Annotated in this window: 13 protein-coding genes; 10 read left to right on the forward strand and 3 right to left on the reverse strand. The window is 68.1% G+C overall.

The genetic code is table 11. The features are described 5' to 3' along the window. Positions 1 to 32: 32 nt before the first annotated feature. Positions 33 to 482, reverse strand: a complete 450-nt coding sequence (locus AC4D16_RS11055; RefSeq protein WP_490955193.1) for a VanZ family protein — start codon at positions 480 to 482, stop codon at positions 33 to 35. A gap of 115 nt (positions 483 to 597) precedes the next feature. Further along, complete coding sequence (locus AC4D16_RS11060) at positions 598 to 2,751, reverse strand: acyltransferase family protein (protein WP_490955027.1); 2,154 nt, start codon at positions 2,749 to 2,751, stop codon at positions 598 to 600. A 274-nt stretch (positions 2,752 to 3,025) separates the two neighbouring features. On the opposite strand from AC4D16_RS11060, the gene AC4D16_RS11065 reads away from it, so the two are divergent. The 6 genes from AC4D16_RS11065 to AC4D16_RS11090 all read left to right on the forward strand — a co-directional run bounded on the left by AC4D16_RS11065 (position 3,026) and on the right by AC4D16_RS11090 (position 12,469). Continuing rightward, positions 3,026 to 3,676, forward strand: a complete 651-nt coding sequence (locus tag AC4D16_RS11065; protein ID WP_490950186.1) for a 50S ribosomal protein L25/general stress protein Ctc — start codon at positions 3,026 to 3,028, stop codon at positions 3,674 to 3,676. 11 nt (positions 3,677 to 3,687) lie between these two features. After that, entirely contained in the window at positions 3,688 to 4,272 is a 585-nt protein-coding gene (pth, locus tag AC4D16_RS11070) for an aminoacyl-tRNA hydrolase (RefSeq protein ID WP_490950185.1), read from the forward strand. Between the two features lie 185 nt (positions 4,273 to 4,457). Continuing rightward, the gene (locus tag AC4D16_RS11075; RefSeq protein ID WP_490955028.1) at positions 4,458 to 7,094 is read left to right on the forward strand and encodes a helix-turn-helix transcriptional regulator; all 2,637 of its coding nucleotides are present in this window, start codon (positions 4,458 to 4,460) and stop codon (positions 7,092 to 7,094) included. Beyond that, positions 7,091 to 9,784 carry a helix-turn-helix transcriptional regulator gene (locus AC4D16_RS11080; RefSeq protein ID WP_490955029.1) on the forward strand — a complete coding sequence of 898 codons (2,694 nt, stop codon included), beginning with the start codon at positions 7,091 to 7,093 and terminating at the stop codon, positions 9,782 to 9,784. Before AC4D16_RS11075 ends, AC4D16_RS11080 begins: the two co-directional genes overlap by 4 nt. Before the next feature lie 463 nt (positions 9,785 to 10,247). After that, positions 10,248 to 11,738: a sugar transferase gene (locus tag AC4D16_RS11085; protein WP_490955030.1), complete on the forward strand. Its 1,491-nt coding sequence runs from the start codon at positions 10,248 to 10,250 to the stop codon at positions 11,736 to 11,738. Beyond that, positions 11,738 to 12,469 (forward strand): hypothetical protein, encoded by a 732-nt coding sequence (locus AC4D16_RS11090; protein WP_490955031.1) that lies wholly within the window; start codon positions 11,738 to 11,740, stop codon positions 12,467 to 12,469. The genes AC4D16_RS11085 and AC4D16_RS11090 overlap by 1 nt, the downstream gene beginning before the upstream one ends. A gap of 22 nt (positions 12,470 to 12,491) precedes the next feature. Here the strand turns inward: AC4D16_RS11090 and AC4D16_RS11095 are convergent, their stop codons facing one another. Continuing rightward, positions 12,492 to 12,644 (reverse strand): hypothetical protein, encoded by a 153-nt coding sequence (locus tag AC4D16_RS11095; protein WP_490955206.1) that lies wholly within the window; start codon positions 12,642 to 12,644, stop codon positions 12,492 to 12,494. A 184-nt stretch (positions 12,645 to 12,828) separates the two neighbouring features. Here AC4D16_RS11095 and AC4D16_RS11100 point away from each other — a divergent pair, with 184 nt between their 5' ends. The 4 genes from AC4D16_RS11100 to AC4D16_RS11115 are packed head-to-tail and all read left to right on the forward strand — an operon-like array spanning position 12,829 to position 17,517. Next, positions 12,829 to 15,387, forward strand: a complete 2,559-nt coding sequence (locus AC4D16_RS11100; RefSeq protein ID WP_490955207.1) for a hypothetical protein — start codon at positions 12,829 to 12,831, stop codon at positions 15,385 to 15,387. After that, positions 15,384 to 16,163, forward strand: a complete 780-nt coding sequence (locus tag AC4D16_RS11105) for a CDP-alcohol phosphatidyltransferase family protein (protein ID WP_490955032.1) — start codon at positions 15,384 to 15,386, stop codon at positions 16,161 to 16,163. The genes AC4D16_RS11100 and AC4D16_RS11105 overlap by 4 nt, the downstream gene beginning before the upstream one ends. Beyond that, positions 16,160 to 16,582 (forward strand): FAD synthase family protein, encoded by a 423-nt coding sequence (locus tag AC4D16_RS11110; protein ID WP_490955033.1) that lies wholly within the window; start codon positions 16,160 to 16,162, stop codon positions 16,580 to 16,582. The genes AC4D16_RS11105 and AC4D16_RS11110 overlap by 4 nt, the downstream gene beginning before the upstream one ends. Next, positions 16,579 to 17,517, forward strand: a complete 939-nt coding sequence (locus AC4D16_RS11115; RefSeq protein ID WP_490955034.1) for a glycosyltransferase family 2 protein — start codon at positions 16,579 to 16,581, stop codon at positions 17,515 to 17,517. The genes AC4D16_RS11110 and AC4D16_RS11115 overlap by 4 nt, the downstream gene beginning before the upstream one ends. Positions 17,518 to 17,531 lie beyond the last annotated feature (14 nt).

Consider the following 17,531-nt stretch of genomic DNA (forward strand, 5'->3'; position numbering starts at 1 on the left):
CCCTCGCGGGCGCGGCTGTGACGCGACGCCCGTCACAGACGGGGGCGCCGCCGTCGTGCCCGGAGTAGTGCCCAGGCCACGACGGTGCCCACCAGCGCGCCGAAACCGTTCGCCACGACGTCGTACGGTGTTGCCACCCGCTGCGGCAGGACCACGAGCTGCGTGAGCTCGATCGCGGCGGAGAGCGCCAGCCCCCCGAGCGGACCGAGCCACCGCCACCCGCGCGGCGCGAGAATGAAGAAGAACAGGCCCAGCGGCACGAACATCACGATATTCGCGGTGAACTCCACGAACGCGAAGTCGAACCAGGCGGGAACGCCCCGGCGGTGCAGCGCGGCCAGCGCCCGCACCACCAGCCCATTGGCGCCCGAGTCCACGGGCGACGGCGAGAGCACGATCAGCGCGACCGCGAGGAGCCACAGCGCGCAGAGCGCGAGCGTGACCCGGCGGTAGCGCGGGGACGGCAGGGGAGCGGTGATCAGGGAGTCCTCGAGAGTTCAGCGGCGGCGGAAGAGCCGCGGGGGTGTCCCAGAAGTATCCCCGATGCGGCTGTCCGGGCCCTGTGCGCCCACGTCGTTCCGCCGCGCCAGGGAGGCCTCAGAACTCGACGATGCCCCGGTCCTCGAGTTCACGGCGCAGCGCGGGCGCGATCTTGAGCTGGTACGACGGCGTCATGTGGACCTGATCCCGCATCACCGGGGTGCTCCCCACGAAGCTCGGGCACCACCCCTCCGCGCAGAACCAGAGTTCCGGGGAGATGAAGTAGCCGTTCAGTTCACCGGCGAGTTGCTGCTCCGCGGCGGCAACCGTATGCCATTGTTCGCTCACCTGCCCGGCACAGAAGGAGGGCTCGGCGATCTTCGAGTAACAGTCCGTGATGTCCGTGGAGAGCGGCGGGGGAGCGAGGAACACCACGGCGCCCGCCGCGTCCCTGAAGCGGGACACGATGGATCGCGTGCTCTCCTTCCACTCCTCGGGAGTCAGCGCCTGTTGCCGGCCCGTGGGGAACCGTGGCTCGTAGGAGTTGGCGATGATGACGACGTCGGGCTGCAGTTCGTTGATGGCGTCCACGGCCTGCGTCTTCCGGTCCTCGCAGGCCTGCACCAGCTCCGGCTCGGGGTTCCGGATCAGGACCTCGGTGAAGGTGCAGCCGGAGGTCCCCAGGCCGGTGACCGACCAGCCGTCCGCGGACCCGAACGCCTTCCGCACGGACGAGACCCACGAGACGGCGATCGAGTCGCCGACCACCACCGCGTGCCGCGTGGCATCGACATCGCCCCAGGTGCACTCGTCGAGGTCCACTCGCTCCATGCCGTCGCAGGCGCTGACCTCACCCGGCGCCAGGGCACCGTTGATGGCTTCGTCGATGGTCGGGTCCAATGTCGGCCAGTCACTCTGACGGAGAGCCGTCCGGATCTGCTCCTGCAGGGCCGCGGTCTCCTCCGGGACATCGACGGCGGGGGAGTCCGAGAGCTGGATGCTCCTCGAATGCGCCGGGATGAGGGGGATGCTCGCCGCGCACACGATCGCGGTGACTGCGGCCGTTGTTGCGGCCCGTCGGAAGCCGGCGCCGTGTACCGCCCTGCTTCCCGCCGTCGTCGCCCCCGCGGTCCTGGCTCTCCGGCCGGACAGCCAGGAGGACCTGCGGATGGGGTCCTCGACGAGGTGGTAGGAGAACACCGCGAGGAGGAGCATCGCGACAGCGCAGCCCAGGTGGAACAGGGGAGTCCGTCCGAGGAACACCGCGCCGCCGAGGATGATCACGGGGAAGTGCCACAGGTACAGGGAGTAGGAGATGGTGCCGAGGTACCCGCTCACGGGGTTGGTCAGGGGCAGCAGGAGCGCGTGATGGTCCGCACCGGTGCCGGACAGGATCACGAGGACCGCACCCAGGACCGGGAGGAGCGCCCACGGCGCCGGGAAGGCCGAGGACGCGTCGACGAGGAACAGTGCGGACACCATCAGTCCGATGCCCAGCCACGCGAGCACGGGGCGTACACCTGCAGCAAGGCGGGTGGACAGCGGTGCGGCGCACGCCAGGGCAGCACCCGCGCCGAGTTCCCAGGCGCGTGAGAACGTGGAGAAGTACGCCACCGTGGGTGCGGTGTGCGTCTCCCAGAGCGCCCACCCGAAGGAGGTGGCCGAGATCACACCGATCACCAGGCCGGCGCCCAGCCGGGCCCGCGCAGGCCCGGCGCCGCGCTTCGCCCCCAGTGCCAACACCACGAGCATCACGGCGGGCCACACGAAGTAGAACTGCTCCTCGACCGACAGTGACCAGAAGTGCTGCAGGGGGGAGACCGGGACGTTCGCCCGGAAGTAGTCGGTATCGAGGGCCGCGAAACGCCAGTTGGCGCCGAACAGTGCCGCTGCCGCGGCGTCCAGCGCCGTCTCGAGGAAGCGGGAGGGGCCGAAGATGGCGAAGGCACCGAGAAGGGTGGCTACGATCGCGGTGATCGACGCCGGGATGATGCGCTTGATCCGGCGGCGGTAGAACCCGCCGAAGGAGATGCGCCCGGTCTTCTCGTACTCCCGCAGGAGGAGCCCCGTGATGAGGAACCCCGAGATGACGAAGAAGATGTCTACGCCGACGAAGCCGCCGCTCGGCCACCCGATCAGGTGATCCAGCACCACCGCGGACACGGCGAGGGCGCGCAGTCCCTGGATGTCCGGCCTCAGGGCTGGAGGATTCTGCTGGGATGCGGGCCGAGACGGGTCACCACCAGGGAGCACGGGGAACGCTGTGCGCATCGGGGCCTTCGGTAGCGTGCGGGCAGGCGATCGTTCCCCCATCCTGGATGCTAGCGCAGGTCCTCAGGGCGAGGTCCCGTGCGGTAGCATTGACGGCGATGCCTAGGCGAGGGAGCGGCCTGCAGATCCACGGATGACCGGGGATCAGCGGCGAACTCCGTGATCGACGGTGGCTGGCTACGGATCTCCGGCTCACAGAGCTGCGGAGGCGGTGCGCTGGACCAACGTGTTCCCCCGCCCGGGCGACACCCCGCCCACCACTTCAGGAGAAACCATGTCCGAGCAGAAGCTCGCAGCACACGTCCGCACCGAGTTCGGCAAGGGCTTCGCCCGCCAGGCCCGCCGCGCCAACATGATCCCCGCCGTCGTCTACGGTCACGGCGCCGATCCAATCCACATCCTCCTGCCCGCGAAGGCCACCACGCTCGCGGTGCGTACGCCCAACGCGCTGCTGACCCTGGACATCAACGGTGAGGACCACCTCGCCCTGGTCAAGGACATCCAGCGCAACCCGATCAAGCAGATCGTCCAGCACCTTGATCTCCTCACGGTCCGCCGTGGCGAGAAGGTCGAGGTCGACGTCGCCATCCACGTCGAGGGCGAGCCGCTGCCCGAGGTCGTCTCCAACCTCGAGACCAACACGGTTCTCGTCGAGGCCGAGGCCACGCACCTGCCCGAGACCCTCACCGTCAGCATCGAGGGCCGCGACATCGGCGAGCACCTCTACGCCTCGGACATCGTCCTCCCGGCGGGCGTCACGCTCATCACCGATCCCGAGACGCTGATCGTCAACCTCATGGCGCCGACCGTTCAGGACCTCGGCGAGACCGACGAGACCGACGCCGGAACCGAGGGCACCTCCGAGGGCGCCACCGCCGGCCAGGCCGACGCGGACGCCGTCGTCACTGACGCCGACGAGAAGTAAGTACCCGCACGGTGTCCTCTGACACCTGGCTCGTAGCCGGGCTCGGTAACCCCGGGCCCGGCTATGCGGGCACCCGCCACAACGTCGGCCAGATGGTCCTGGACCTGCTGGCCGGCCGCGTGGGTGGCCGCTTCTCGTCGTCGAAGGCGCAGGCCGTCAGCCTCGAGGGCCGCCTCGGGATCGGCGGGCCCCGGCTGGTCCTCGCCAAACCCCTCACCTACATGAACCTGAGCGGCGGGCCCGTGGGCGCGCTCGCTCGCTTCCATGACGTGGCTCCCGACCACGTGATCGCCGTCCACGACGAACTCGACATCCCCTTCGCCACGGTGCGTCTGAAGCTCGGCGGTGGCGAGGGCGGGCACAACGGGCTCCGTGACATCACCCGGGCGCTCGGCACCAAGGACTACCACCGCGTCCGCGTGGGCGTGGGCCGCCCGCCCGGTCGGCAGGACGCCGCGGACTTCGTGCTGAAAGATTTCGGCACGGCCGAGAAGAAGGAGCTCGCGTTCCTGCTCGACGACGCCGCCGACGCCGTCGAACTCCTCATCACCGACGGCCTCGCCGCCGCGCAGCAGAAGTTCCACCCGCCGAAATAGGTCCGAAAGAACCGCCCCACGGCCCGCGCCGGTCACTCCCTGGAGGAACCCCCGGGCGGTAGTGTGAGCACCTTGGGGACAAGCGTGGTGAGGCGAAGCGTCATGGTGAGCTGGGAGCGAGGAAGCGGACCACATCAGGTCGCGTGGATGGCCCTTGCGCGCAGCGCTTCCCTCGGGTCCTTCGGGTGACGGTGGTCGACGGCCGCTGGCCCTTCGCAGCCCGCGACGCCGAGGTCGCCGCGATCCAGCAGGTCCTCACCGCGGACGCCGGACACGGCGTGGTGCTCGTGGGCCCGGCTGGTGTCGGAAAGACCATGATCGCGCAGCGTGTGCTCGCGTCGATGTCACGCCACGTGGACCACATGTACCTCCGCGGTTCCGCCGCACACGCCACCACTCCCTACGGAGCGCTGAACGTGCTCCTTGCCGAACTCGACGAGGACACCGCACGGAGCCCCCTGCTGGTCCTCAGCGCGCTGCAGCGCAGATTCGACGGCGACTCCGCCACGCGCCGCACCCTCATGCACATCGACGGCGCCGAGGACATCGACGAGTTGTCCGCGACCGTCATAGCGCACCTCGCCCGCGTGGGTGCAGTGCGTCTCGTGGTCACCTGCGAGGACATTCTCCGTGCCCCGGGTGAGTTCCTCGACCTCTGGAAGGACGGCGTCCTCGAACGCTTCGACATCCAGCCCCTCACACCCGACGGCGCCACCGCGATGCTCACGGCCGCACTCGGCGCGCCTGTCTCGCGCTCGGCCTCGCACGAACTGTGGTCCGCGAGCAGCGGCAACCCCCGGTATTTGCAGCTCGCCACGAAGGCCGACGTCGCCTCCGGCTACCTCTTCCAGCGCGACGGCGTGTGGGTCTCCCGGGACGCGCCGCGGCCGGGGTCCGGGCGCTCCATCACGGACTGGACGATGACGCGGCTCGCCGATCTCGACCCCGAGGACCGCGCCGTCATCGAGGTCCTCTCGGTCAGCGGCGCCGCGCCGCTCGCCCTCCTGCTGCAGGCCGCCCCCTCCACCGCCCTCGACACGTTGCAGGAGGAAGGGGTGCTGACCCTCGACGTGGCGTGCACCCCGCTGGTGCGGATCACCTACGACGTCCTCGCCGATGTGGTCCGCAGCCAGCTGATCTCCCAGGCCGGCCAGGCGGCGCTCACCGCCCTCGCCGCCCAGCGCGAGCACGCCGACATGCCTGCCCGCTCGCGGATCGCGCTGGCGCTCTGGCTGCTCGAGCAGGGGGAGCTCCTCGGCGCGAACGAGCTCGTGGCGCTCGCGAGGAACGCCAACGACCACCGGGTCGACGGCGCCGCCGAGCGGTTCCTCGACGCCGTTCCGCCCGCCGAGCTCGGGGGAGCGGCGGTGATCGAAAGGACACGCCACCTGATCGGCGACGGCCGGCTCACCGACGCGATCGCCGCCGTCGACGGTCTGCTGGACGATCCCGGCGCAGAGCTCCCGCTCGATCTCTGGGTCGCCGCGCGGCTGCTCGCCGCCGGGTTGCTGACGCGCACGCACGCCCGCGTTCGCGAGGCACCGGCACTGCTCGACGACGTGGTCCGCCGCCTCGCCGAGCACCAGGCCACCGCCGAGGTGGCTGACCTCGCCGGCCGCGCCGAGGTGCTGCGCCTGGAATTGCACCTCTTCGAGGGCGAGCTGCACCGCATCGTCGAGCGCGTGCCGGCCGCACTGACAGGCCGCGCCGAGACCTCACGCTGGTCCACGAGGATCAGGAGCATCCTCGGTGTGGCGCAGTCGGCACTGGGTCAGCAGGACCAGGCCGTAGCGCTCGCGCGGAGTGTCGGCGCCCGCCTCGCAGATCCCGCCGCGAGCTCGATCGACCGTGAGCGCGCCTCCGCGCACCTGTTCGGTTCGCTGGTCCTGGCGGGCGAGTGGGCGGAGGCACTGGGACTGGCCGGCAGCCCCGCCGACCCGGGGGGCGCCCTGCTTCTCGCCGGCTCGCCGACCGAGAGCGCGGAGGGCGTGCTGCTCGCGTTCCTCGGACGGAGCAGCGCTGCGCTCGCGAAGCTCGTCCCCGCCATCAGCCAACTGCGCATCCGCGACCGGCACGGCATGCTGCCGCTCGCCGAGGCGGCGGCAGCCTACGCGCTGGTGCTCGAGAGCGAACCGGACGCCGCCGAGGACCACCTCCGCGCGATCGACCTCACGACCCAGCGCCACGCCTGGCACGTCCGGGAAGCGGTGCACTACTTCCGCCTCCTCTCGGAAGCCTGGCTGGACGGCCCCGCCGTCGCCGTCGCCGGCCTCCTGGAGCGCGCGCGCGAGCTCAACGCTGCGGGGTACCACGGGATCGAACTGTTCTTCCTCGTGCAGGGCGTCCAGTTCGGCGGACGGGACGCCGCCGATTCCCTCGCGACGATCAGCTCCGCCACGGAAGGCCGGTTCGCCACGCTCTGCGGTTCGTTCGCGACGGCGTTGGCGGCGAGGAACCCGCACGCACTCAAGGAGACGGCCCTCGCGGTGCTCGAGACCGGCCACTACTGCCTCGCCGGGGACATCGCGGCGCTCAGCATCGAGTACCTTGACGAGACGGACGATCCCATGATCCGCGTGCACGCCGAGCAGATCCTGCGGCGTACCTCCACCCCGGCGCGTCGGCACGTGCGCCGAAAGCTCCTCAGCGAACGCGAGCGGGCCATAGCCCGGATGGTGGCGCGGGGCGTGCCGAACAAGGAGATCGCGCAGCAGGAACATATCTCCCATCGCACCGTGGAGGGCCACGTGCACCAGGTCATGACCAAGCTCGGACTCTCGAGCCGCAAGCAGCTCGGGCTGATCTTCGGGCCGCAACCATGAGTCGTGCAGTTGCCAGCGCCGAGCTCGTGGGGCGCGCCCGCCTGATCAAGGACATCAGCGCCGCACTGTCCGACCGCGCCGGCTTCGGCGCCCTCCTCATGGGAGAGCCCGGGGTGGGGAAGACCGCCGTCGCCCGTGCCGTCGTCAGCGGCCTGCGGTGGACCGCCCCCGTGGTCACCGTCACGGGCGGCTCCTCCCTCCGCGCCATCCCGTTCGGGGCGCTCGCGCCCTATCTCCACACGCTGTCCGTGAGCGACGCGAAATCGCCCGTCGCCATCCTCCGTGCCGTGATGGAGTACCTCGGGTCGGAGACCGCGCGAGCCGGCAGCACCGTGCGGCCCCAGCACCCGCCGCTCCTGGTCATCGACGACGCCCACGAACTCGACGAGAGTTCCACCGCCCTCCTCGCGCAGCTCGTGAGCGCCCGGCGCGCGAAGGTCCTCGTGATGAGCCGCGACCTTCCGTCCGCGCCCGCCGAGTTCACCACGTTGAGCGCGGACGGGCTCCTGGCCCGCTTCGACCTGGAACCGCTCGACGCCGAGGCGGTGGGCCTGCTGTGCCGGCAGGTGCTCGGCGGCCCCGTGCTCACCGGGACGTCGCGGGCGCTGACACGCGCAACCGGTGGCAACCCGATGTTCCTGCGCACGGTGCTCGAGCGGGGGGAGTCCGAGGGGTACCTCGAGAGCCGCAACGGGGTGTGGCGCCTCACCGGCGACCAGGGCATGATGCACCTCCAGCTCGGCGACCTCATCCGCGCGCGGCTGCGTTCGAGGACCGCAGAGGACATGGCCGTCCTCGAGGTGGTGGCGCTCGCGGAACCCATCGCCCTCGACACGCTCTCGCGCTGCGTGGACGTCGGCGTGCTCGCGCGGCTGCGCGAGGACAGGCTCGTCGCCGTCGGCCCCGGGCCGGAGGAATCCGTCTCCCTCGAGCATCCGCTCTACGGCGAGGTACTGCGCTCGCAGGTACCCGCCGCCCGCAGCATGGCCATCCGGCGCGCGGTACTGGCCGTCCTCGACCCGACGGTGCAATCGCTCGAGGGCTTCCTGCGGTTCGTCTCCTGGGGGCTCGACTGCGGTGTACAGGCCGACGACGCCACACTCCTCACGGCTGCAACGGTGGCCAATGGTCTACGCGATCACGACTTCGCGCTCCGGGCCGCGCGCGCGGTCACCGCACCGGCGCTCCGCGGCAGCGCGATGACGCAGATAGCGGAGGTGGAGGCCGGGCGCGGCAACTCCGCCTACGCACGCGAGCTCGTCGACGAGGTGCTGGCCCGCTGCACCGATGCCCGTGTGGCGAAGGAGGCCACCCTGCTCTCCTTCGAGATGAGACTCAAGGAGGGAGCGCCCAGCGAGGACCTTCGGGCCGACGTCGAGCGCTGGCGAACTCTCGTGACCACCCTTCAGACCACGGACGGCGGCACCATGACGCCCGTCGACGTTGCGCGCTCCCGCCTCGGTCTCAAGATCCTGGAGAGCAGGATCCTCGTCCTCGACGGACACTACGACGGTGTGGAGGATGACCTTCGGGCCATGCTCGCCGACGCCGACGCCACCCCCGAGGCACGTGTTGGCTGCATGATCCTGCTCGCCGACCTGCTCGGCAGCACCGGACGCTCGCTGGAGGGCAGTACCTATTCCGGGCGGGCCGTGGAACTCGTCGAGGCGAACGGAGCCCTGCTGCTCAGGTACCGCGAGGCCGCCGTCGCGCGGCACGTCTTCCTGCTCACCAACGTGGGGCGCGCGGAGGAGGGGAAGGCGGTCCTCGAGACCTACCTCTCGGCCAACGCGTCCAGTTCGTCCTACTTCGCCGGCTGGGGCGACTTCGTGGAGGGTATCGGCGCACTCCGGGCTGCCCGCAACGGGCTGGCCCGCGAGCGGTTCCTCCTGGCACTCGAGGCCCTCCGCGAGACCGACTCCACGAAGGTCCTGACACTGCTGATGGGCATGACCGCCTACGCGTGCGCGCTGGCGGGGGACACCGCCGAGGCCGCCGAGCTGGTCCGGGAGTTCGACCGGACCCCCGAGCGGGGGTCCCGGAGCATGCGACTGGCCGGGCGGGTGTTCATCACGGCGACGGCCGCGCTGCTCGGCCAGACTCCCGGGGCGCGGACGGAGCTGATCTCGATCGCCGCCGAAGCCGAGAAGGCGGGGATGAAGGAGGTGGCCGGTACGTCCCTGCGGCTGTCCCTGCTCCTCGGCGATCGGCGCGCCATCGAGCCGCTGCTGCGCGTTCTGGACGGGTTCGAGGGCCAGGGGGCGGCGGACCTCCGCGATTTCGCCCAAGCGGCCCGGGCCGGCGACGCCGAGGCCATGATCGACGCCGCGACCCTCGCAGGTCAGCACGGCAACATCGCCTTCGAGTTCGCGGGGCTCTCGCTGGCCCTGCAGAGCATGGGGGAGCAGCGCTCCGAGCGCAAGACACGCGCGGTGCAGCGCCGTCTGGTGACCCTGGGCGAGCAGCGAGAGGGCCCTGTGCCCGTTCCGCTCGCCGCGGCCTCGCCCGCAGCCGCCACACCGAGCCTCACGCCGACCGAGAAGCGCATCGTCTCGCTGGTCCGGGAGGGCTACTCCAACCGCGAGATCGCAGAGGCGAAGAGTGTCTCCGTGCGAACAGTCGAGGGGCACCTATACAGGATCTTCGCGAAGCTCGGAGTCAACCGACGCGAGGACCTCCGGGAGTCCTGACCTGCTCCGGTGCGTAGATCCACGTACCGTTCACCAGTACTTACGAGTAGCTCGCGCGTAATCCATGCGTAACCACCCGCGTTTGAACACGTAGGTCGTACTCGTGTGCGTGAAGTCCCGTTTGCCTAGTGTTCTTCTCAAGAGCTTTGAAAAAGCTGGGGAAATACTGACGAATTGGGTCTCTCATGGGTTGTCCGTCCCGCGGCACTCGCCTTCCGAAGCACACACGCATCTCCCACCACTTCCTCCCGGGTACGGGGGGCGGCCGTACATCGGTCCTGCCCGCTCCCGCCACCTGCGAGCAGCGCACCGGCACCGCGGTCGTTGTGTCGCACCCAGAGACGGAGCCGGCGACGTCAGGACCTTCTGAGACCAAGGTCCGTCCCCAGTCGTCGTCGGCTCCCCTGATCCATCCCAGGACCGGCAACGAAGCCGGCATCGGGCAGAAGGAAGCGGGCTCGCGATGACCCAGCTGCACAGCGCACTCGGCGCTCCCGCGAGCGTCCGGTCACTCAGTGTTGATCGCCGCTCGCTCTCCCTCTCCGGCACCGCCTGGCGCAAGCGCTATCAGATCTCGCTCGCCGCAACGGACTCGGTGCTGATCCTCGGTGTGCTGCTGCTCACCGTGAACCTCCTGACGCTTGACGCCGGCGTCGCGCGGATGGCCGACGTCCTCGGGCTCGGCGCGGCCGTCGCTGCCGGCTGGATCGCCATGATGGCCGCCATGCGTACCCGCGATTCCCGTCTCGTCGGGACCGGCGCGGGAGAGTACAAGAAGGTCATACGAGCGAGCATCGCCACCTTCGCGGTTACGGCTGTGGTCGTGGTCCTCGCCGACCTCGAGCATTTCCGCAACCTCCTCCTCCTCGCGATGCCCGCCGGCACGCTGCTGCTGCTCGGTAGCCGCTGGCTGTGGCGTCAGTGGCTCATCCGGCAGAGCCGGGCCGGCCACTACCTCTCGAAGGTGGTCGTCGTCGGGCGTCCGTCCGATGTGCGGTACGTCGCCGGTCAGCTCGCGAAGAAGTCGGGTGCGGCCTATGCCGTGGTCGGCGCCGTGTACGAGGGCAAGTCCAATCCCGCGGCGCTCCAGACCGGGGACCGCCTGGTCCCCGTGGTCAGCGGGCTCCGCAAGATCGAGGACTTCGTCGCGCACACCGGAGCGGACGCCGTGATCGTCGCGGGCCACCTCCGCAAGGGCAGCTCGTACATCCGTGAACTCGGCTGGCGCCTCGAGGCCACGTCCACGGAATTGGTGCTCGCCTCCACGCTCACCAACGTGGCCGGCCCCCGCATCACCATGCGGCCCGTCGAGGGCCTTCCTCTCATGCACGTCGAGTTGCCGCAGTTCACGGGCGGCCGCCACCTGTTGAAGCGGGCGCTCGACGTCGTCGTGTCCGCCGCAGCGCTCATCATCCTCTCGCCACTGTTCCTGGCCCTCGCCGTGACCATCCGTCGCGATTCCCCGGGGCCCGTGTTCTTCGCCCAGGAACGCGCGGGCAAGGATTCCAGCGTCTTCACCATGTACAAGTTCCGGTCCATGGTCACGACGGCCGAGGACGAGCTCGAGCTGCTCAAGGAGCAGAACGAGGGCAACGGCATGCTCTTCAAGCTGCGCGACGACCCACGGGTCACGCGGATCGGCCGGGTCATCCGCAAGTACTCCCTCGACGAGTTGCCCCAGTTCTGGAACGTGCTGCGGGGCGACATGTCCCTCGTGGGGCCGCGGCCTCCGCTGTTCAGCGAGGTGTCGGGTTACCAGGAGCACACCCACCGCAGGCTCCTCATCAAGCCGGGACTCACGGGCCTGTGGCAGGTCAGCGGACGCTCGGACCTCGACTGGGACGAGAGCGTGCGGCTGGACCTCTACTACGTGGAGAACTGGTCCGTCACCGGCGACCTCATCATCGTCTGGCGCACCTTCAAGGTGATGTTCAAGCCCGTCGGTGCGTACTGATGCGCCCCCTGGACACCGAAGCCGAGAACACTCCGGCCCGGCGCACGCGGCGCGTACAGGTGCTCGGCATCTGCGTCATCTCGGGCGCGCTGATCCTTGGTGCCGGCTGGGCCGTGACCACGAACACTGCGCCCGAGGCCCCGGCACGAACTCTGGCTCAGGACGACGTGGCAGCCCGCCCGGCGCCCGACGCCGGCGACCCATCCCCGTCGGATGCGACCCAGACGCCGCTCGCCGGAGAGGAGCCAGCTGTCGAGTCTCCCGACGAACCCGTCGACAACGTGTTGCCACTGCCCGAGGTTTCCGCACCAGCCGCACCACCCGCACCTCCTGTGGAAGATGCTGTGGTGAGTTTCGTCAATGCCTTCCAACTCGCCACCGACCCAAGTGTGATCACGGGCGACTCGCCCGCTCTCGACGGTATCGCAGAGGGGCCGGCGTTGTTGGAGCTGCAGGCTCAGGCTGCGGAAGTGAGCGCCAATGCATGGCGCTTCGAAGGCGATGCGACCGTCATCAGAACCGAGGTGCTCCCGACAGAGACCCCCGGGACCCTGCAGGTTCTTGCATGCATCGACTCATCCAATGTCTCACTCAGCGACGAGGACGGCGCCACAATTCAGGCGGTCGCCCCACCCGGATCGCGCCGCTCGCTCAACATCTACACTCTCGAACCCCGCGATCAGGCATGGGTGGTCATTGACCACTCGTTCCCAGACGACGCCGACTGCTGACCGAAAGCCCGACTGTGAAGAATCAACGATCCACCATGACCGTCCTGCAGATCCTCGTGATGGTGGGAGTGCTGCTCGTGGGAGTGCTCATGCCTGCGGTTCCTGCGTCCGCCGCTCCACCCCTGGTTGATGGGGCCACTCCGAGCAGCGCGGCGGCGTCCTGCTGGGAGGTCAAGCAGACCCGTCCCGAAGCAGCCAGTGGCATCTACTGGCTCCTCACGCCGGCAATGCCTGCGCCTGAGCAGTTCTACTGCGACCAGGAAACCGACGGCGGCGGCTGGGTCCTCGTCGGGCGCGGCAGGGAGGGGTGGACCCAGACCTACAGCGGCTCCGGTAGCGCGACGAGCCTCCGTGAGACGGTGACCGGACCGAGCGCCTTCCGCGTGGCTCAGTTGCCCGCCCGGACTGTCGATGCCCTTCTGAACTTCACGCGCGTCGATCAGCTGGAGGACGGTGTCCGGCTGCGGCGAGCAACGGACACCGCGGGAAGCACCTGGCAGGAGAGTCGTTTCAAGTACTCGAAGCGGGACCGGTGGGTATGGACTCCGGCCGCCTCCCATCCGGTCGGCGCCTATCGCTTCGGTGCGAGCACCGGATCAGGAGGATCGACAAGCGATTTCGGACGCGACAGCCGGTTCGAGCGAGTGGACACCCGCTACTACGTCAACAATGTGTTCCGACCGGCTGGTTGGGCGTTCGGCAGTGAAGTCCGGGGTTCGAGCGACCCCTCGAGCTACCTGTGGGCCGAGACCTCGACTACGGGCGGCGCGCGACCGTTCACGCAGATGTTCCTCCGACCGAAGCTCCTCCAGAGCTCTGTGAGCTTCCCGGTCATCGCTGAGAGCGGCACGACCGTGTCGCAGCAGTCAGCGCTGCCGCAGTCGGGAGCGGAACGCACCTCATGGGGGGTCACTGGCCTGGCCAACGGGCGGGCAACCGAACTCGACGCGGAGGTGCAGGGCTTCGCTCAAGTGGGATCGACGGTGTTCTCGGTCGGTAACTTCCGGTACGTGCAACGATCAGCGGCCGGCGACGGCCAGGTCGAGCAGCCCTACGTGGCAGGGTTCGACGTCAATACGGGAGAGTTCATCCCCACCTTCAGACCTGTTCTCAATGGTCAGGTGAAGGCCGCGGCTGCCCTGCCCAACGGGCTTCTCGTCCTGGCTGGAGAATTCACGACGGTCAACGGCAAACCTGCCCCGGGTGTAGCTGCCGTGAACCCTCAGACCGGCGAACTCAACACTTCCTGGACCCTGCGGATCGAGAACAGGCTCACCGGGGGCTCGGTGTCGGTTCGTAGCCTGTCCGTCGAGGGTGATTACCTCTATCTCGGGGGCGCATTCACACACCTCGGCGGTGGGACGCGGCCGAACCCGACCTACGCCAGGGGAGCCGCACGAGTCTCGGTGGTCGATGGCACCCCGGATCAGAATTGGAACCCGGCCTTCAACGGGACGGTCATCTCGGTGGACGCTTCAGCAGATCAGCGCCTCTACGCGTCCGGTTATTTCACCCTGTCCAACGGGCAGACGGCGAACAGGGTCGCCGCAGTTCGCGCCAACCCGGGACAGCCGGCGGCGCTGGCAGCATCATGGCCCTTCACCGGCAGCGCGGGAGACCGCGCCAACTATCAGCAGGCCATCCAGCAGGTCGGTGACCGCGTCTGGGTGGGAGGGTCCGAGCATTCGCTGTTCACCTTCGACACGACGAATTTCGCCCGTCTCAGCGGCAACATCACGCTCAACGGAGGCGACTTCCAGGTCATGACTGCAAGCAAGGGCGTCGTTTTCGCTGGTTGCCACTGTGACGACTGGTCGTACTCGAATGCCTTCACCTGGTCGAATGTCGGAAATACCTGGACCCAGGCGGACAAGATCGGCTTCGTCGGCGCGTGGGACGCAGCCACAGGCGCGTACATTCCTGACTTCGCTCCTGTGATGCAGGGTCGGAAGGGCATTGGCGCATGGGGACTCTTCACCGATAGCAACGGTGTGTTGTGGATCGGTGGTGACTTCGTCAGTTCGCTGCGTGTGGATGGTCAGAACCAGTGGTCGGGCGGATTCACCCGATTCGCTCCTCGAGACGTATCCGCCCCGGCATCTCCGAGTGCTCTGACCGTCACCACTGACGGCATCAATGACACGCTGAAGTGGAGTGGACCGTCGAACACCATGTTCGAAGTGCTGAGGAATGACCGCGTTGTTGCACTGACGACCTCGTTGGGCACTGCTCTGCCGGCAGCGGAGCAGGGGACGCGGTACTTCGTTCGAGCTTCGGAATCCTCCGGTAATCGGTCAGCAAGCACCGCAGCTGTCATCGCTACGGCGATTCAGCCGGAGCCCGAGCCCGAGCCCGAGCCCGAGCCTGATCCGGAGCCGCCCGTTGCTACGCAGCCGACTGAGCTCGTGGTCAACGGCTCAGCATGGCGGTACCGTTTCGAGAACTCCGCACCACCCGCGGATTGGTCGAGCCCCGACTTCGATGACACCGCCTGGCCGAGTGGATTGGCACCACTCGGATTCGGTCATCCGAGCGTCGGTACGCCTCTCACCGCGAGCGGCACCAAACCTCTGGCCGCCTACTACCGGAAGTCCTTCGACATCACGGACATCAGTCAGATCCAGCAGGTGGAACTCGTGACCCGCGCCGATGACGGAATAGTCGTCTTCGTGAACGGCGCCGAGGTGGCGCGTGCCAACATGCCGGCCGGAACGCCGACTTTCTCGACCTACGCGAGTTCTGCGCCTTCGACAGCGTCTGCTCCGGTCGTCCGGGTCGTCGTGCCTGCGAGTGCGTTCAGGAACGGAAAGAACGTCATTACGACGGAGGTCCACTCGAACTACAGGTCCACACCGAACAGCACCATGGAACTGTCCGCGAAAGCCACACTTCGGCCGTCGACTGGAACGGCGCCATGAGTTCCGACTCGCTCCTCAGCGAGCACCACACGAGTTCCGGGGGGCGCCCACTGACCTTCGTGCAGGCCTTGAACGCCCTGCAGAGAGCACAGAAGCCGGGCTACGGAGTGCCTGCATACATGCGTTGGGTCAATCGGCGTGCGGCGAGGCCCCTTGCGGCCGCCGGCTACGTCCTCGGCATGACGCCGAACGGTATGACCGCTGCCAGCGCCCTTGCTTCCGCCGGCGGGCTGGCCGTTCTGGTCTTTCTCGATCCGGTGCCTGCTTCAGGGGTGCTTGCAGCAGTGCTCCTTGCCTTCGGCTTCGCCTTGGACTCCGCAGACGGGCAGCTGGCCCGTCTGACCGGCACGGGTGGGCCGGCCGGGGAGTGGCTCGACCACGTGGTCGACGCCATCAGGACTCCCGCCCTCCACCTCACGGTGCTTCTGGTACTCCTCGCCCAGTACGGATGGACGCCGTTCCTCGCCGTCCCTGTCATCTTCTGCTTGAGCTCCGTGGGCCATTTCATGTCCCAGATCCTGGCGGAGCAGTTGAGGCACAAGAACGGATCAGTGCCCTCCTCTCCGGAGATTCCTGGACCAGGCCGTTCCTTCATGCTTCTCCCCGTGGACACTGGAGTACTGTGCTGGACCTTCGTACTCTGGGGTTTCCCGACTCTCTTCACACTGTTCTATGCACTGCTGGCCGGAGCGCAACTCGCGATCTCCGTGGTCTCAATGCGGCGCAAGTACGCCGAACTACGCGTTCTTGGCTCTGCGGAAAGCGATGAATCATGACAACCGGTTACGTTCCAGGCGGATTCGACATGTTCCACGTCGGTCACTTAAACATCCTCCAGACCGCGCGTACGCGGTGCGAGACGCTGATCGTCGGCGTCGCGTCGGACGCCTCCCTGTACGCGATGAAGGGGCGGCTCCCGGTCATTCCTGAGGCTGAGCGGATGGCGATCGTGGCCGGTATGCGTTTCGTCGATGCGGTTGTTCTCGACGTTTCCATCGACAAGAGAGTTGCCTGGCAGCTGAACCAGTTCGACGTTCTCTTCAAGGGGGACGATTGGAAGGGAACAGCGAAGGGAGCGAGGCTCGAGCTCGAGATGTCGGAGGTCGGAGCGCGCGTCGAGTACTTCCCGTACACCGCACACACGTCGTCAACGGTGTTGCGTCGCTTCATCGAGGGCGTCGGAGCCGTCGCGTGACGCTGGAGGCGGGCCGATATCCCAAAGTCAGTTGTGTCATCGCCACCTGTGGTCGGCCTCAACTCCTGAGGCGCGCTGTTCTTGCTGCAGCCCACCAGGACTACCGAGGCGAGCTGGAGATCGTCGTGGTCTTCGACAAGGTGCAGCCGGAGGATCTCGACGACATCAAGCCCGAGCTGGAGCGGGCGGGGCGCAGCCTCACCGCGATGCCGAACAACCGCGCGAGCGGCCTCGCCGGTGCGCGGAACACCGGCATCCTCAGGGCGAGTGGGCAGGTCATTGCCTTCTGCGACGACGATGATCATTGGCAGCCGACGAAGATCGATCGACAGATCGAGGATTGGCGGCAGGCTCCGCAAGCCATCGCGCATGCGACGGGCATCGCGATCGAGAATGGCACCACGACGACCGTTCGACGCGCGCCGCGCGAAACCTCGTTCACCGATTTCCTGCGCTCTCGCGTGACTGAAATTCACCCGTCGTCCCTGCTGTACCGGCGTGAGGACCTCCTCGGGAGGATAGGTCTCGTGGACGAAGACCTTCCCCATGCATATGGAGAGGATTACGAGCTTCTCCTTCGAGCTACCCGGTTCGGATCTGTGCGAGCGATCCCCGAGGCCCTCACCGCCGTGGGTTGGAGCGCGGGATCCGAGTTCGCCGGCAAGTGGGAGAAGATTGCTGCGGGCCTCACCTACATCCTCGCCAAGTATCCGGAGTTCGCGGGAAGCAAGGAGGGTTCGTCCCGTATAGCCGGGCAGATCTCCTTTGCACACGCAGCGCTCGGGAGGAGGAGTGAGGCGGTGGCATGGGCGAAGAAAGCGCTACGCAACGACCGAACACAGTTGAGGGCGTACGCATCGCTGATCGTTGCCAGTCGCCTCGTTTCAGCACCCCGACTGCTCAAGGCCGTACAGACCACCGGCCACGGGTTGTGAGTTCGCAGGCTCTC

It is taken from the genome of Arthrobacter sp. TJ-236 (genome assembly GCF_058269235.1).

Bases quoted from the DNA above. Each gene is read 5' to 3' on its own strand.
- AC4D16_RS11060 (WP_490955027.1), bottom strand. From the start codon at position 2,751: ATGCGCACAGCGTTCCCCGTGCTCCCTGGTGGTGACCCGTCTCGGCCC.
- AC4D16_RS11065 (WP_490950186.1), top strand. From the start codon at position 3,026: ATGTCCGAGCAGAAGCTCGCAGCACACGTCCGCACCGAGTTCGGCAAG.
- AC4D16_RS11080 (WP_490955029.1), top strand. From the start codon at position 7,091: ATGAGTCGTGCAGTTGCCAGCGCCGAGCTCGTGGGGCGCGCCCGCCTG.
- AC4D16_RS11085 (WP_490955030.1), top strand. From the start codon at position 10,248: ATGACCCAGCTGCACAGCGCACTCGGCGCTCCCGCGAGCGTCCGGTCA.
- AC4D16_RS11090 (WP_490955031.1), top strand. From the start codon at position 11,738: ATGCGCCCCCTGGACACCGAAGCCGAGAACACTCCGGCCCGGCGCACG.
- AC4D16_RS11105 (WP_490955032.1), top strand. From the start codon at position 15,384: ATGAGTTCCGACTCGCTCCTCAGCGAGCACCACACGAGTTCCGGGGGG.
- AC4D16_RS11110 (WP_490955033.1), top strand. From the start codon at position 16,160: ATGACAACCGGTTACGTTCCAGGCGGATTCGACATGTTCCACGTCGGT.